We start from the raw sequence: 13878 nt of genomic DNA on the forward strand, positions 1-13878 counted from the left end.
CCCGGCGACCCCGGGTGTGGTCGGGGAACCCGCCACCGGCCCCGTTCCCCTGCCCCGGGGGCGGCCGCCGCGAGGTGCCCGCGACGGCCGACCCCGGACACCTCCCCGCTACGCCTCCGCGGCGGAGGCGTTCAGCACCCCGGGGATCCGCAGCAGCCTGCCCTGCCGGTCGCTGACGTAGACCGCGTCGCGGCCGTGGTCCAGCCCGATCCCGCAGACCGGGCCGAGACCGTCCGCCGCCGCGCGTTGGAGGCCCTTCTCCTCGCCGTCGGTGCGGACGACCTCGTGCAGTCTGCCGCCCGCCGGGTCGGCGACGTAGGCGTTGGCCGAGCCGTCCAGCGCCACACGGATGCTCTGTCCCAGGGCGGTGGCCACCCGCTGCGGAGAGGCCTCCTCCGCCGTCAGGTCGACCTCGTACAGCTCGCCCCGGTCGTACTGGCCGACGTAGGCCCTGTCACCGTTCAGCGCCACCCCGGCGGCCCTCGGCACCGGCCAGCTGCGCCGCTGCTCCGCCGAACCGCCGTTCAGGTCGTACTCGACCAGCCTTCCGGCCCCGAGGTCGCTGACGTAGACCCGGTCGTTCGACGGGTCCACCGCGACGCCGTAGACGGACAGACCGTCGACGACCGTCACGGGTGCGGCGGAGGGGTCGGAGAGCCTCACCGTGATCAGGCGCCGGTTGTTGTGGTCGGTGAGGTAGGCCCTGTCCCCCGGCAGGTCCAGCGCCACGTCGTTGGTGTCTCCCAGGCCCTCCGCGACCCACTCGGTCTCGCCGCTGTCGAGGTCCACCTTGTGGAGCCGACCGCCGCGACCGCGCTCGACCACGTACGCCTTCCGGCCGTCCGGATCCAGTGCGAGGCCCTCGGCCCTGCCCAGCCCCGTGGCGACCTCGTCGGGGGTCGCCTTCGGGACCTCCGGTCGCGCCATGTCGACCTTGTGGAGGGGGTGGTGCTTCTCCTCGAAGACGAGGTTCTCCAGCTCGAAGACCTCGTGCTCCCCGGCCAGGGTGGAGACGACCTCGGCCTCGCCCCTCTGCATGAAGGGTTTGCCGTCGTCGGTCAGGTCGAAGGCCTCCTTCTCCTGGCCGGTTTCGTTGAGTTTCCACGCGAGCACCCTGGAGTACCGGGGGTTCGAGGACTGCGGCCCGGCGGGACGTGCCTCCTTCACCTCGACCGGCTCGGGGTAGTACAGCGCGACCCAGCCGCCGAAGGTGATGGGGAACTCGTAGTCGAACCGGCGCACCTGGCGCCGCTGCGTGGCCAGCACGTCGACCCGGCTTCCGACCTCACCGCTCAGGGTGGACGACGTCTTGAACCCGGTGGTCAAGGAACCGCTGACCGATCCGGTGATCCCGAGCATCAGCTGGGCCGACACCTCCCCGGTGCCCGTCGCGGTCCCCGTGGCCGTGGTCGTGCTCGTGGTCTGCGACTGGGACTCCGTGTCGACGCCCTGGTTGTCCTTGCTGTTCTTCAGGGTGGTCTTCTGGGAGTTGTTCAGGGCCATGCTCTTCTGGAGCTGCTGTTGCAGCGAGGCGGTGGCCTTCGCGCCGAAGGTGAGCTGGACCTGCCCCTGGAGCGACCAGCTGATGGTGTTCGAGATGGAGAACTCGACCGTGTGCGACCAGGTCGTGGGGGTGGGGTCGGTCCGGTTGACGTACGTCTGCTTGGAGACGACGTCGGGCGGCGGCTGCGTGATGTCGCCGCGCTCCTCGACGAGGGGCACGCCCACCGTCATGTAGGCGCGCCACTCGCGTTGGTGGGCCGTGTCCTCCCGGTCGGGAAAGTCCCCGAACCGCCCCTTGTTCAGGGAGAACCCGGTGGGGTACACGTACCGGTCCCTGCCGTCCGAGGTCTTCCGTTCCGCCTTACGCCTCAGCTTCTCCCGATCCCGTTCCAGGATGACCGGAGCCTTGGCGGCGATGTCGAGTTCCTTGAGGTTCCGCCCCGTCATCGGGTGCCGGATGAAGCGTTCTCCGAGACGGGTCGTGCTCACGTGGTTCTTGGTGGGGCCGCCCATGGCCTCCTCCTTTTCTCATGACGAAACTCAACGTGTGCTGGGTGATACCGGGACCGGCTCCCGAATGGCGACCGGCGTCATTCTTCGGGCGGCCTGCGGTCGAAGCCCCTGACATTCGCCGTCGACTCCTCGTTGTCCTTCTTCAATCCCTCCCGCTCCTCAGCGCTGATCCTCGGTTCGTCCTCCTCCTCGACCTCCACCCGGACCTTCGTGAAGGCCTGGTCCTTGGCGGAGGAGGCCATTCCGGCGGTGGACTCGGGGTCCTCGCTGGCGTCCTGCTGCTCGGCGGCGGCCGTCCGGGTGTTCCCGAACAGAGGGGTGACGAAGTTGGTCAGGATCTCCAGCGCCTCCGGCGAGGTCTCGCGTACGAGCTTCGGATCGCGCTCGACCTCGGGAATTCCTTCGAGGAGCTCCGGGTCGACGCCCTCCCACTCGGGGCGGGCCCCCGGGACCCTGCCGTGCAGGTTCCGGGCGGACTCCTCGGCGGACCCGGCCTCGTTCCTTCCGTTGCCGAATATGTTCTTGAAGGTCATGACCCTCTCCCTTTGCTGCTCTGGTCTCTCGGCGGGATCACTGCTCCTGCGCGGGCTTCAGTTGCGCGGTACCGGGTTGCGATCGCATGGTTCACCGCGCACACCACAAATGGGGGAGAATCGCCACAGGGCGCATTCACCGGGTTTCACTGATGAGTCGGGGGTTGAGGGGGTACGTCATTCCCTGGACGGGGACTCCGTGTCCGCCCATACCCTCATGATGAACCATGTACTCGGTTCATGCATGCTTTTTCCGGACAGAAACCCACCAGCCTCGTCATTGGTCTGCAAAGTCTGGAATAAGAACATCACGAATTAGATAGACCTATGTCCGGACATGCGAATTTCGGGCGCGTGCCGGAGCGCGACGGGGAAACCGCCCTCGCGATCACCGGTCGGCCGGGGTGGCGGGATCAGCCCGAGACGTCCGCCAGCGATCTGCGCAGGCGGTGCGCGAGCGACGTGTACCGGCGTCCCGAGGAGGCGTTGGCGACCGCGCGTGCCAGAGCGCGGCGGGAGCCCACCAGCACGACCAGCTTCCTGGCCCTGGTGATCCCGGTGTAGAGCAGGTTGCGTTGCAGCATCATCCACGCCGAGGTCGTGACGGGGATGACCACCGCCGGGTACTCACTGCCCTGGGAGCGGTGCACCGTGACGGCGTAGGCGTGCGCCAGTTCGTCGAGCTCGGCGAAGTCGTAGGCGACCTCCTCGTCCTCGTCCGTGCGCACGGTCAGCTCCTGGCCCACCTGGTCGATCCCGATGACCACTCCCAGGGTCCCGTTGAACACCCCGTTCGCGCCCTTGTCGTAGTTGTTGCGCACCTGGGTGACCTTGTCGCCCACTCGGTACACCCGGCCGCCCAGCCGCCGCTCGGGCACGTGGTCACCGGGCGGGGTCAGCGCGGTCTGGAGCGCCGCGTTGAGGTTGACCGAACCGGCCGGGCCGCCCTTCATCGGGGTGAGGACCTGTACGTCCCTGCGGGGGTCGAGGGAGAAGCGCCGGGGGATGCGCCGGGCCACCACGTCCACGACCGTCTCGGCGGCCTCCTCCGCCTCGTCGCAGGCGAAGAGGAAGAAGTCGGACATCCCCTGGAACTCGGGAGGTTCCCCCTGGTTGATCCGGTGCGCGTTGGTGACCACGCCGGACTGCTGGGCCTGGCGGAACACGTGGGTCAGGCGCACGTGCGGGACAGGGGAGCCCTCCTCCAGCAGGTCACGCAGGACCTGGCCGGCGCCCACGGACGGCAGCTGGTCCACGTCGCCGACGAACACCAGGTGCGCCCCGGGCGGGACCGCCTTGACCAGTTTGTTGGCCAGGACGAGGTCGAGCATGGAGGCCTCGTCCACCACGAGGAGGTCGCAGTCCAGGGGGTTGTCGCGGTCGTGCGCCGCCTCACCACCGGGGCGCAGTTCGAGGAGCCGGTGGACGGTGGAGGCCTCGTGGCCGGTGAGTTCGGTGAGGCGTTTGGCGGCCCGCCCGGTGGGTGCGGCCAGGATGATCCTCGCGTCCTTCACCGACGCCATGGTGACGATGGAGGCCACGGTGTAGGACTTGCCGCAGCCCGGGCCGCCGGTGAGGACGCAGACCCTGCTGGTCAACGCCTCGCGGACCGCGTCCCGCTGGGCCTCGGCGAGGGTGGACTCCGAGCGCCTGTCGAGCCAGTCGAAGGCCTTGGGCCAGTCGACGTCGGTGAAGGCGGGCAGGCGCTCCAGCGGAGTCTCCAGCAGGGAACGCAGACCGGCGGCCAGGCCGATCTCGGCCCGGTGGAAGGGCAGGAGGTAGACCGCGCGGACAGGTTCGTCGTCGGGGCCGGGCACGGTCTCGCGGGCCACGCCCTCGGCGGCGACCAGCTCGGCCAGACACTCGATGACCAGCCCCGTCTCCACCTGAAGGATCTTCACGGCGGCGGAGATGAGCCGTTCCTCGGGCAGGAAGCAGTGCCCGTCGCCACCGGACTCCGAGAGGGTGAACTGGATGCCCGCCATCACCCGTTGGGGGCTGTCATGCGGGACGCCGACCGCCTGGGCGATGGTGTCGGCGGTCCTGAAACCGATCCCCCACACCTCCGAGGCCAGCCGGTAGGGCTCCTCCTGGACCACCCGGATGGAGTCGTCGCCGTACCTCTTGTAGACGCGCACGGCCAACGAGGTGCTGACCTGGACTCCCTGGAGGAAGACCATGACCTCCTTGATGGCCTTCTGTTCCTCCCAGGCGTCGGTGATGAGTCCGGTGCGCTTGGGCCCCAGCCCGGGGACCTCGATCAGGCGGGCGGGCTCCTCCTCGATGACGTCGAGGGCCTCGGTGCCGAAGTGGTCGACGATCCGCTCGGCCATGCGGGGCCCGATCCCCTTGATCAGCCCGGAGCCGAGGTAGCGGCGGATGCCCTGCACCGTCGCGGGCAGCACCGTGGTGAAGTCGTCCACGTGGAACTGACGGCCGTACTGGGGGTGCGACCCCCAGCGCCCGTACATGCGCAGTGACTCGCCGGGCTGGGCGCCCGGCAGGGAGCCGACCACGGTGAGCAGGTCGTGGCCGCCACGGCCGGTGTCGACCTTGGCGACGGTGTAGCCGTTCTCCTCGTTGGCGAAGGTGACGCGCTCCAGGACGCCCTGGACCACCGCCCGCGCGTGCGTGGACATGGGCCCACCGTCCTCTCAGCGGTCGTCCGCGCCGGGCAGCGGCGGGGCTTCGTCCCCCAGAACCGCCAGCACGCGGTCCCGGTCCGCCCTGCGCAGCCCCGCGGCCACCAGAGTGTACGAGTGGACCAGCATCTCCACCAGTTCGTCGTCGGGGACGGTGCCGTCCAACCGCACGGAGTTCCAGTGCCGCTTGTTCATGTGCCAGCCGGGGGTGACGGCCGGGAACCGCCCGCGCAGGTCCAGTGCGAGTTCGGGGTCGCACTTGAGGTTGACCGTGACGGCCGCCTCGGCTGAGCCCCCGCTGAGGAGGGCGAACATTCTCTGGTCGGCCACCTTGTACACCAGCGCCCCCGGCCCGAAGGGCTCGCTCTCCCGAGCCTCGGGAAACCACAGCGCCGCGTCGATGAACTGTTCCGGTGTCATGCCCTCTCCCCCACGCCGGTGTCCGACCGGTGTCCAGTTCGAGCCTGCCAGAGCGCACCGACCTTCGGGAGCCCCTCCTCCAGCCTGTGGACAACTCTCCGGCGCCGCGCGGGGACGGGCCCGCGAAGGGGACTCACGGATATGATCCGGCTCGAACCTCCCCCCACTGCCGGTTGGAGTGCCCATGAAGGCGCGCGGTGTACGCAGGCTGGCCCCGCTCGAACCGGGGGACCCCGTGGAGGTCGCGGGGCACCGGGTACGCGGTCGGGTCGGCTCGGGGGGCATGGGCACCGTGTACGCCGCCGAGTCCCCGGGCGCCCACGGCTACCTGGCCGTCAAGGTGGCCCACCCGAGGCTCGCGCGCGACGAGCGGATCCGGGAGCGGTTCACCCACGAGGCCCGCCTGCTCGCCAAGGTGGACAGCCCGTGCGTGGCGCGGTTCGTGCGCGCGGACGTGGAGGCCCTGCCGCCGTGGATGATCACCGAGTACGTCCCGGGGCCGACCCTGCGCCACCACGTGGAGAGGTTCGGACGGCTGCGCGGCGGCATGCTGCTCGGGCTGGCGGCGGGCGTGGCCGAGGCCCTGCGCGCCGTGCACGCGGCGGGGGTGGTGCACCGCGATCTCAAGCCCGGCAACGTGGTGCTGTCCGGCCGGGGGCCCAAGCTCCTGGACTTCGGTATCGCACACGCCGTGGAGGACCCCGATCCCACCAAGTGGCGGCGGCTGCGCCGGATGCGCCGGGCCTACCGGACGCTCGGGCTGCCCTCCCCGGAGACCCTGGCGGACCGGCGCACCGCCCGGACGCTCGACCGTCGGGGCACCCCGGGGTGGATCAGCCCGGAGCAGTACCGGAGGCAGCCCACCACGCACGGGTCGGACGTGTTCCTGTGGGGCGCGACGGTCGCCTTCGCGTCCGTGGGGCATGACCCGTTCGGGACCGCGCCGCCCCGGGAGATGGCCCGGAGGGTGACCTTGGAGGAGCCCGATCTGCGGTACCTGCCCGTGGGGCTGGAGAAGTTGGTGGTGGCGGCGTTGAGCAAGAACCCCGAGGACCGCCCGCGCTCCGGGGAGCTGCTGCGCGCGGTACTGGATTTGGAGGGACCGGAGGGCGGCGTCCGGGCCCGGGCTGGCGCGGGACAGGGGGGCGTACGCGGGCTGCTGGAGCGCCACTGGACCCGGGTCGCGGTGCGGTCGCCCCTGCCGCCCCGCGAGGGCGGGTTCTTCGGCCGTCCGCCCGCCTAGGGCACGCCTGGCGAAGGGTGCGGGAAGCACGACGCCCCCTGCGCGGGTCGGCAGGGGGCGCGGGGCGAGCGGAGTGGGATCAGAGCAGGCCGAAGTAGGCCCGGCTCTCCTTGGACCACATGAAGGCCAGCATGGCGGCGGCGAAGCCCAGTGGGACGATCGCGAGGAGTTCGCCCCCGAGCAGGGACCACAGCAGGATGCCCGCGGCGGCGCCCTGGAACAGCAGGGTGCTCCAGAAGACGCCGACCGTGCGGCGGCGGAGTCTGCTGGCGATGAGCAGGGACAGCGACCCGTAGATCCCCGTCACCACGGCCATGAGGCTCATCTGCGCGCGCATCATCTCGGCGTCGAAGGCCAGCGCCACACCCTGCTCGGCGGCGAGCGCCGCCTGCTCGTCCAGGGCCTCGTCCATCATCTCGGCGGGCGCGGACAGCCCCATGAGGAAGAGCAGCAGGAGCAGAAGTCCGCTGACACCGCCGACGAACATCAGCGTGCGGACGGTCACGACCCTGCGGGGCATGGGGGCGTCGGGACGCAGGGCCTCCAGGTGGGGCGCGTCGAAGTCGGGTATCCCCCGCTGCGAGGGCACCCCGCTCCGTCCCGAGTCGGGGTCGTACGGGTCCTGGCCAGAGGGAAACACGGACGTCCTCCGAGGGATTCGAGCCGACTGTCCCCTCCATGGTAGGGGCGCGGCGTCGTGGGAGCGCGAGTCCCGGGGTGACTCCGGCACGGGATGGTCCGAAACCAACTACGGAACGCGACCGCAATCGCCCCGACGTGACCCAGGGCTATCGTCTCAGGGCGAGAACCTGCACGCACACGGGAGATTCTGCAAATCGTAACCCCCCGGCCCGTGCCCGAACACCCGTCCCCATCTAGGGTGAAAAAACTCCGGCCCCTCCGGCCCCCGGGGCGGAGTCCCCGCACAGTCCCCCAAAGGAGTCACAGCAGACATGTCCAGACTCGTGCGCGCGACCGGCGCACTGATCCTGACGGGCGCGCTGGTGGTGCCCCTGGCCCCGGCGGCCAGCGCGTACGCACCCACGGACACCCCTGACGGCGACGCGGCCTTCACCCTCACGCTCCTGCACGGCAACGACCCCGAGTCCGCCCTCCTGCACTCCTCCGCCGACCCCGACTTCGGTGGCGCCGCGCGCTACGCCAGCCTGCTCCACCAGCTGCGCGACAGCGAGAACGCGGGCACCGGTGCCGGGCCCGGCGAGGCGGCCGACCGCGGCGTGGTCGCCGTCAACTCCGGCGACCTCTACCTGCCCGGCCCGGAGTTCGCCGCCTCCCAGGAGGAGGGCGCCCCCTTCTATGACGCGATCGCCACCTCCCACATGGGCTACGACGCGATCTCCATGGGCAACCACGAGTTCGACTTCGGTCCGGACGTGTACGCCGACTTCATCGGCGCCCTGCCCGAGAACACCCCCGTGGTCGCCGCCAACGTGGACGTGTCCGGTGAGGCCTCACTGGCCGCTCTGGAGGCCGAGGGACGGATCGCCCCCAGCACCGTCGCCGAGGTCGCGGACGAGAGGGTCGGCATCGTCGGCGCGCTCTACCCGCCGCTGGCCACCATCACCAGCCCGCGCGACGTCGTGGTCGACGAGGTCGTCGGCCCGGTCCAGGCCGAGGTGGACCGCCTCTCCGCCGAGGGCGTCGACAAGATCATCCTCATCTCGCACCTCCAGAACATCACCTACGAGGAGCGGGTCGCCAAGGAACTCACGGGAGTGGACGCCATGGTGGCCGGTGGCGGCCACGAGGTGATGGCCAACCCCGACGACGCCCTGGTCCCCGGTGACGAGGTCACCGTCCACCCGGGCACCGGCGAGCCGCTGTCCTACCCGCTGCTGGTGGACAACGCGGACGGCGAGGAGGTGCCCATCGTCACTGCGGGCTCCGACTACAAGTACGTGGGCCGCCTGGTCCTCAACTTCGACGCCGCCGGGGACCTCCTCTCCGTCGGCGATCGCTCCGGCCCGGTCCGGGTCTCCGGAACCGGCGACGACGCCGTGGAACCGCACCCGGAGGTGGAGGCGGAGGTGACCAAGCCGGTCACCGACTACGTCGCCGAACTCGCGGAGACGGAGGTCGCCCGGAGCGAGGTCGCCCTGGACGGCACGCAGAACCCGGGCGTGCGCACGCAGGAGACCAACCTCGGCAGCCTCATGGCGGACGCCCTGTTGGACACCGGTGAGCGCAACGCCGAGGAGTACGGCGTCCCCAAGCCGCAGATCGGCATCCAGAACGGCGGCGGCATCCGCAACGCCTCGGTGATCCCGGCCGGTCCGCTAACGGTGCTGGACACCTACTCGGTCGCGCCGTTCGCCAACCAGGTGGCCGTGGTCCCCGAGATCCCGCGCGGTCAGATCAAGGAGCTGCTGGAGCGCGGTGTTGCCTCCGCACCCTCCGCCGACGGCGGGTTCATGCAGGTCGCCGGGGTCAACTTCGCCTACGACCCCGAGCGCACCGCGCAGGTGGTGGACGAGGACGGCGAGGTGCTCACCCAGGGAGAGCGGGTGCGCAACGCGATCCTGCACGACGGCACGGTCATCGTCGAGGACGGCGAGGTCGTGGACGGTGCGGCCATCACGGTGGTCACCAACGACTTCTCTGCGGGCGGCGGCGACATGTACCCGTTCCGCGGCGCCGACTACACCGTGGTGGGCTCCACCTACCAGGGCGCGCTGGAGCGCTTCCTCAGCGGGACCCTCGACGGCCGGATCAGCGCCGAGGACTACCCCGAGGGCGGCGCCGGTCGCATCGTGGTCGGGGAGGAGGCCACCGTGCCCCCCGGCGGTGACGACGACGAGGACGACACCGATCCGCCCGCGTCGCCGAGTCCCAGCCCGAGCCCCAGTCCCAGCCCGAGCGAGAGCCCCACGAGCGGGCCCACGGAGGGTCCGGGCGACCAGAAGCCCGGCGCCCCCGACGACAAGAAGGGCGGCACCCTTCCGGTGACCGGAGGGGCCCTGACCGGCCTGGTCATCGCCGCCCTGGTCGCCATCGGCGCCGGTGGCGGAGCCCTCTACCTGAGCCGTAGGCGCAGGTCGGCCCCGGCCACCGGCGAGATCGGCGGCTGATCCCCCACCGGACCCGCCGTCGACGCGGGCCGGACAGTGAACGCGGGCCCGTCCGAGTGAAGACTCGGGCGGGCCCGCGCCGTCGTGTGGGGCCGGTCCAGCGGGCGGGGGCGGTCAGCAGCGGGGCAGCCCCTCGATCGGCTTCCATGGCTCACTGTTGCTGAAGGCGGTGGCGCTGACGAAGACGTCCCGGTTTCCGGTGTCGTCGTCGGTCAGCGCCCACCAGGTGGAGTAGCCGTCCTCGCCGTCGGAGTGCGGTTCGCCCTCGACCTGGCAGAAGAAGTAGTGGCGTCCGGCCCAGAGCCAGCCGCCCGTGGGGTAGCGGCTCTCCTGGGACCAGTAGGTCCGGGCGTCGCGCCAGGTGGAGTAGTAGTGCCGGCGGGAGAACGCGGTGGCCTCCGGTTGGTTGACCGCGTCGTCAGCGGAGGAGGCCACCGGAGTCTCCACGCGCACGGCCTCCGCGGCGGTGTGCCCGGCGGCCGGGGCCGCGAACGCGGTCGGGAGGGAGACCGCGAGGGCCAGGGTCAGGGCGGCCGGCGCCCCGAGGCGTGTCCCCCCCCCCCGCCACTCCCCCCACCCCCTTGGTCTGGTCGGGCCCTTCGGACCACCCGGTCGGCTTCCGGCCTTGTCGTTGCGCCGCACCATCCACACTCCTCACGTGCCCCGGACCGGGTTCGGGGTCCGAGTTGGGTGACGGGTCCGGTGGGGTGCGGTCACGCGGGACCGCCAACCACCACCAACACCACCATTGCCACTCCTATCATCACTCAGAGTGCTCAAAGGGACGCGTTACGACGCGGTTGCTGTTTCGGAGGGTCAGCAACCGGTGACGTTCCTGGCGTCGCCGGTCATGTCGTCACGCTCGGACTGGTCCGTGCCGCTGCCCTCGAACCAGATGAACACGATGTGGCAGGCGTTCTGGGCGTCGACCACGTCGTTGTCGTCCTCCTCGATCTGGGCGCGCAGCCCCGCGATGACGATCGAGGCGGAGAAGATGTCCTCGAAGGCAATGATGCGGGCCAGGTTGGTGTCCATGGCGCCCGTGCAGGCGAAGGCCTCCTCGGCGTCACAGATCTCGTCGGTCTTGTCCACTCCCGCCTCGAGACCGTGGTCTCCGCTGAGCTCGGAGATGATGTCCTCGACGGTCGCCAACTCCTCCGGCTCCTGCGTGGGGACGGTGGTGGGCTCCTCGGTGGGCTCCGGGCTGGGGAAGGGGTCCTCGGTCGGACTCGGGGACTCCTCGGGTGTGGGCGACGGGGTCGGGGCGGGAGCGGGTTCGGGCTCCCTCTCCGCCGCGATCCGACCGGTCACGACGCCGCCCAGCGCGAGTCCGCCGCCGAGGAAGGAGGCCCCGGCCAGGATCGCGATGACGGCGAGCACCGCGACGAGGCCGGTTCCGTACCGCCCCCTGGGAGGCGGCGTCGGGTGGGGCGGGCCCTGCGGAGGAAAGCCGAATTCGTTACCGCCCGGGGGCGGCGGGTGGGGATTCACGTCCTGGCTCCTCTGCTGTCAGGTGAGTTCTGGCGAAGGGCACTCCTACACCCCGCGTTCCAGCTTCCCAGTTTCACCAAGAACGTGCAAAGAAAGGGCTGCTGATAGCTATTTGCACTATTTGACCGGTATGTGATTCGCGTATTTTCGGCCAACCTTGGGCCATCCGGCGCGCATAATAGGGAAATGCGCCACCCTGGACCTACGATCGGCTCCATGACCTGCGTTTTGCTGGCCGAAGACGATGTCTCGATCTCCGAGCCTCTCGCGCGCGCACTCCGACGCGAGGGCTACACGGTAGACGTGACCGTCAACGGCATTGAGACACTCGACCGCGCCCGTGCGGGAGACATCGACCTCATGGTCCTGGATCTCGGGCTCCCCGAAATGGATGGCCTCGAGGTGGCACGTCGGCTCCGCGCCGAGGGTCACGGAACGCCGATCCTGATCCTGACCGCCCGAGCGGACGAGGTCGACACCGTCGTCGGCCTCGACGCCGGTGCCGACGACTACGTGACCAAACCGTTCAGGCTCGCCGAACTCCTGGCCCGCGTCCGCGCCCTGCTGCGGCGTGGCGGGGCCGAGGTACCGGTGGTCCACGGTGTCCGGATCGACAACGACTCTCGTCGTGCCTGGCTGGGCGACCGCGAGCTCCAACTGACCACCAAGGAGTTCGACCTGCTGCGCGTCCTCGTGCGCGACGCGGGCAAGGTGGTCACGCGAGAACAGATAATGCGGGAGGTGTGGGACACCAACTGGTGGGGGTCGACCAAGACCCTGGACATGCACATCTCCTGGTTGCGCCGCAAACTCGGCGACGACGCCAACCAGCCTTCCTACATCACGACCGTCCGGGGCGTGGGGTTCCGGTTCGAACGAGACTGACACGACCTTGGGTTCGACGCGCTTGCCAGTCGACCGCCCAGGGGGTCGGACGGACGTGAGGTGACATGCGCAGGCGGATGGTTTTCTCCACCCTGGTGGTGACCGTCATCGCCGTCATGCTGCTCGGGCTGCCCCTGGGTGCGCTCACCTACAAACTGGTGCACGACGAGGCCAGTCGGCAGCTTGAGGGCGAGGCCGAACTGATCGGCGCCGAGAGCGACAACATGTTGGAGCTCCACGGCGAGCTGGACCTGGCGGAGTTCGATCGGGAACACCCGAACAGGTTCGTCCGCATCACGCCCGCGGGCGAACCGACCGCCGTGACAGCGGGCGATCCCGCGTTGAACCCCGAGGCCGTGGACTCACCGCGCCTGCTCAGGGCCACCGTCACCACCGGCCGCGACACCAGGGTCGAAGTGTGGAGCGACGGCGAGGACGTGCAGGAGAGCGTGGTCCGCGCCTGGTTGGGGATCGCCTCACTGTCCCTGCTGGCCATCGGGGTCGCCGTGGGACTTTCCATGTTCCAGGCCCGCCGCCTCACTCTGCCGCTGGTCGACCTCGCCGCCACCGCCGAACGTCTCGGCTCCGGGGTCACCACGCCGTGGGGGCACCGCTACGGCATCCCGGAGGCCGACCGCGTCGCCGAGGTGCTGGACCGCAGCGCCGAACGCATCGCCGGGCTCATCGCCACCGAGCGCCACTTCGCCACCGACGCCTCACACCAGCTCCGCACACCGCTGACCGCGCTCACCATGCGGTTGGAGGAGATCATCGCCGAGTCCGGCAACGCGGAGGTGGTCAGGGAGGAGGGCGAGGCCGCCCTCGCCCAGACCGAACGGCTCGTGGAGACCGTCGAGAGCCTGCTCGGCCGCGCCCGCAAGAGCCAGAACCCCGAGGTTGAACCGGTGGAGCTCGACCCGGTCCTCAACCACCTCCAAGCCGAGTGGTCGCCCGTCTTCCAACAGGAGAAGCGCCGGCTCCTCGTCACCGGGGACCCCGGGCTGACCGCCATGACCGTCCCCACCGACCTCGCCCAGATCCTGGCGACCCTGGTGGAGAACGCCTACAAGCACGGTGCGGGGACGGTGACCATCCGCCGCCTCGACACCGGTCAGTCCGTGCGCATAGAGGTCAGCGACGAGGGTGAGGGCGTTCCCGAGCACCTGTCCGGGCGGATCTTCGAACGCGAGGTCAGCGGAGGCGGCGGCACCGGTCTCGGACTCGCCCTGGCCCGCCACATCGCCGAGTCCGAGGGCGCGAGGGTGGAACTGGTGCAGACAAGACCGACCACCTTCGCGCTGTTCCTGCCCGCCGGGGCGGGGGGGCTGTCGAAGATGACGGGGCCCGTCTGATCGTGCTTCTTTGGGCCGCCGCTTCGCTGTGTCTCTTTGCACCTCCGCTTCGCTTCGGTGCGTGTTCGGGCGCCCAAGTAGCCAGGGATTCTTCATCCTCATCCACGCCTGGCTCGTCCCTCACTGGCGGCTCGACTCGTCTTGCAGAACCCTGGCGGCACCCGAACGTGTGTCTCCTTGCACCTCCGCTCCGCTTCGATGCGTGTT

The 13878-nt window shown here is 70.3% G+C and carries 11 protein-coding genes; 4 read left to right on the top strand and 7 right to left on the bottom strand.

Annotated features, from left to right (window positions below; genetic code table 11):
- Positions 1–108: 108 nt before the first annotated feature.
- The 4 genes from BDW27_RS24845 to BDW27_RS24860 all read right to left on the bottom strand — a co-directional run bounded on the left by BDW27_RS24845 (position 109) and on the right by BDW27_RS24860 (position 5611).
- Positions 109–2016 (bottom strand): gluconolaconase, encoded by a 1908-nt coding sequence (locus tag BDW27_RS24845; protein ID WP_110052021.1) that lies wholly within the window; start codon positions 2014–2016, stop codon positions 109–111.
- A 77-nt stretch (positions 2017–2093) separates the two neighbouring features.
- Positions 2094–2549 carry a hypothetical protein gene (locus BDW27_RS24850; protein WP_017547212.1) on the bottom strand — a complete coding sequence of 152 codons (456 nt, stop codon included), beginning with the start codon at positions 2547–2549 and terminating at the stop codon, positions 2094–2096.
- Positions 2550–2962: 413 nt separating this feature from the next.
- The gene (locus BDW27_RS24855; protein ID WP_199560760.1) at positions 2963–5188 is read right to left on the bottom strand and encodes an ATP-dependent RecD-like DNA helicase; all 2226 of its coding nucleotides are present in this window, start codon (positions 5186–5188) and stop codon (positions 2963–2965) included.
- Positions 5189–5203: 15 nt separating this feature from the next.
- Complete coding sequence (locus BDW27_RS24860; RefSeq protein WP_017547214.1) at positions 5204–5611, bottom strand: MmcQ/YjbR family DNA-binding protein; 408 nt, start codon at positions 5609–5611, stop codon at positions 5204–5206.
- Positions 5612–5795: 184 nt separating this feature from the next.
- Between BDW27_RS24860 and BDW27_RS24865 the strand changes: the two genes are divergently transcribed.
- A complete protein-coding gene (locus BDW27_RS24865; protein WP_110052022.1) occupies positions 5796–6854 on the top strand; it encodes a serine/threonine-protein kinase in 1059 nt (352 codons plus the stop codon).
- A gap of 79 nt (positions 6855–6933) precedes the next feature.
- Here the strand turns inward: BDW27_RS24865 and BDW27_RS24870 are convergent, their stop codons facing one another.
- The gene (locus BDW27_RS24870; RefSeq protein WP_370446550.1) at positions 6934–7425 is read right to left on the bottom strand and encodes a hypothetical protein; all 492 of its coding nucleotides are present in this window, start codon (positions 7423–7425) and stop codon (positions 6934–6936) included.
- Between the two features lie 382 nt (positions 7426–7807).
- Here BDW27_RS24870 and BDW27_RS24875 point away from each other — a divergent pair, with 382 nt between their 5' ends.
- On the top strand, positions 7808–9943 hold the full coding sequence (locus BDW27_RS24875) for a 5'-nucleotidase C-terminal domain-containing protein (protein WP_110052026.1): 2136 nt from the start codon (positions 7808–7810) through the stop codon (positions 9941–9943).
- Positions 9944–10057: 114 nt separating this feature from the next.
- Here the strand turns inward: BDW27_RS24875 and BDW27_RS27915 are convergent, their stop codons facing one another.
- Together BDW27_RS27915 and BDW27_RS24885 are read right to left on the bottom strand one after the other, a co-directional pair.
- Positions 10058–10378, bottom strand: a complete 321-nt coding sequence (locus BDW27_RS27915; protein ID WP_233515917.1) for a hypothetical protein — start codon at positions 10376–10378, stop codon at positions 10058–10060.
- A 381-nt stretch (positions 10379–10759) separates the two neighbouring features.
- Positions 10760–11434 (bottom strand): hypothetical protein, encoded by a 675-nt coding sequence (locus tag BDW27_RS24885; RefSeq protein ID WP_146223301.1) that lies wholly within the window; start codon positions 11432–11434, stop codon positions 10760–10762.
- Positions 11435–11650: 216 nt separating this feature from the next.
- Between BDW27_RS24885 and BDW27_RS24890 the strand changes: the two genes are divergently transcribed.
- Together BDW27_RS24890 and BDW27_RS24895 are read left to right on the top strand one after the other, a co-directional pair.
- Positions 11651–12319: a response regulator transcription factor gene (locus BDW27_RS24890; protein ID WP_026128827.1), complete on the top strand. Its 669-nt coding sequence runs from the start codon at positions 11651–11653 to the stop codon at positions 12317–12319.
- A gap of 65 nt (positions 12320–12384) precedes the next feature.
- Positions 12385–13671, top strand: coding sequence for a HAMP domain-containing sensor histidine kinase (locus BDW27_RS24895; RefSeq protein WP_017542136.1), 1287 nt, complete (start codon positions 12385–12387; stop codon positions 13669–13671).
- The last annotated feature ends 207 nt before the right edge of the window (positions 13672–13878 follow it).

Source organism: Nocardiopsis sp. L17-MgMaSL7, assembly GCF_003182025.1.
Lineage (GTDB): Bacteria > Actinomycetota > Actinomycetes > Streptosporangiales > Streptosporangiaceae > Nocardiopsis > Nocardiopsis prasina.

Excerpts from the sequence above, each read along its gene's own strand:
- BDW27_RS24865 (WP_110052022.1), top strand. The coding sequence starts at position 5,796 with ATGAAGGCGCGCGGTGTACGCAGGCTGGCCCCGCTCGAACCGGGGGAC.
- BDW27_RS24895 (WP_017542136.1), top strand. The coding sequence starts at position 12,385 with ATGCGCAGGCGGATGGTTTTCTCCACCCTGGTGGTGACCGTCATCGCC.
- BDW27_RS24850 (WP_017547212.1), bottom strand. The coding sequence starts at position 2,549 with ATGACCTTCAAGAACATATTCGGCAACGGAAGGAACGAGGCCGGGTCC.
- BDW27_RS24875 (WP_110052026.1), top strand. The coding sequence starts at position 7,808 with ATGTCCAGACTCGTGCGCGCGACCGGCGCACTGATCCTGACGGGCGCG.
- BDW27_RS24845 (WP_110052021.1), bottom strand. The coding sequence starts at position 2,016 with ATGGGCGGCCCCACCAAGAACCACGTGAGCACGACCCGTCTCGGAGAA.
- BDW27_RS24860 (WP_017547214.1), bottom strand. The coding sequence starts at position 5,611 with ATGACACCGGAACAGTTCATCGACGCGGCGCTGTGGTTTCCCGAGGCT.
- BDW27_RS24855 (WP_199560760.1), bottom strand. The coding sequence starts at position 5,188 with ATGTCCACGCACGCGCGGGCGGTGGTCCAGGGCGTCCTGGAGCGCGTC.
- BDW27_RS24890 (WP_026128827.1), top strand. The coding sequence starts at position 11,651 with ATGACCTGCGTTTTGCTGGCCGAAGACGATGTCTCGATCTCCGAGCCT.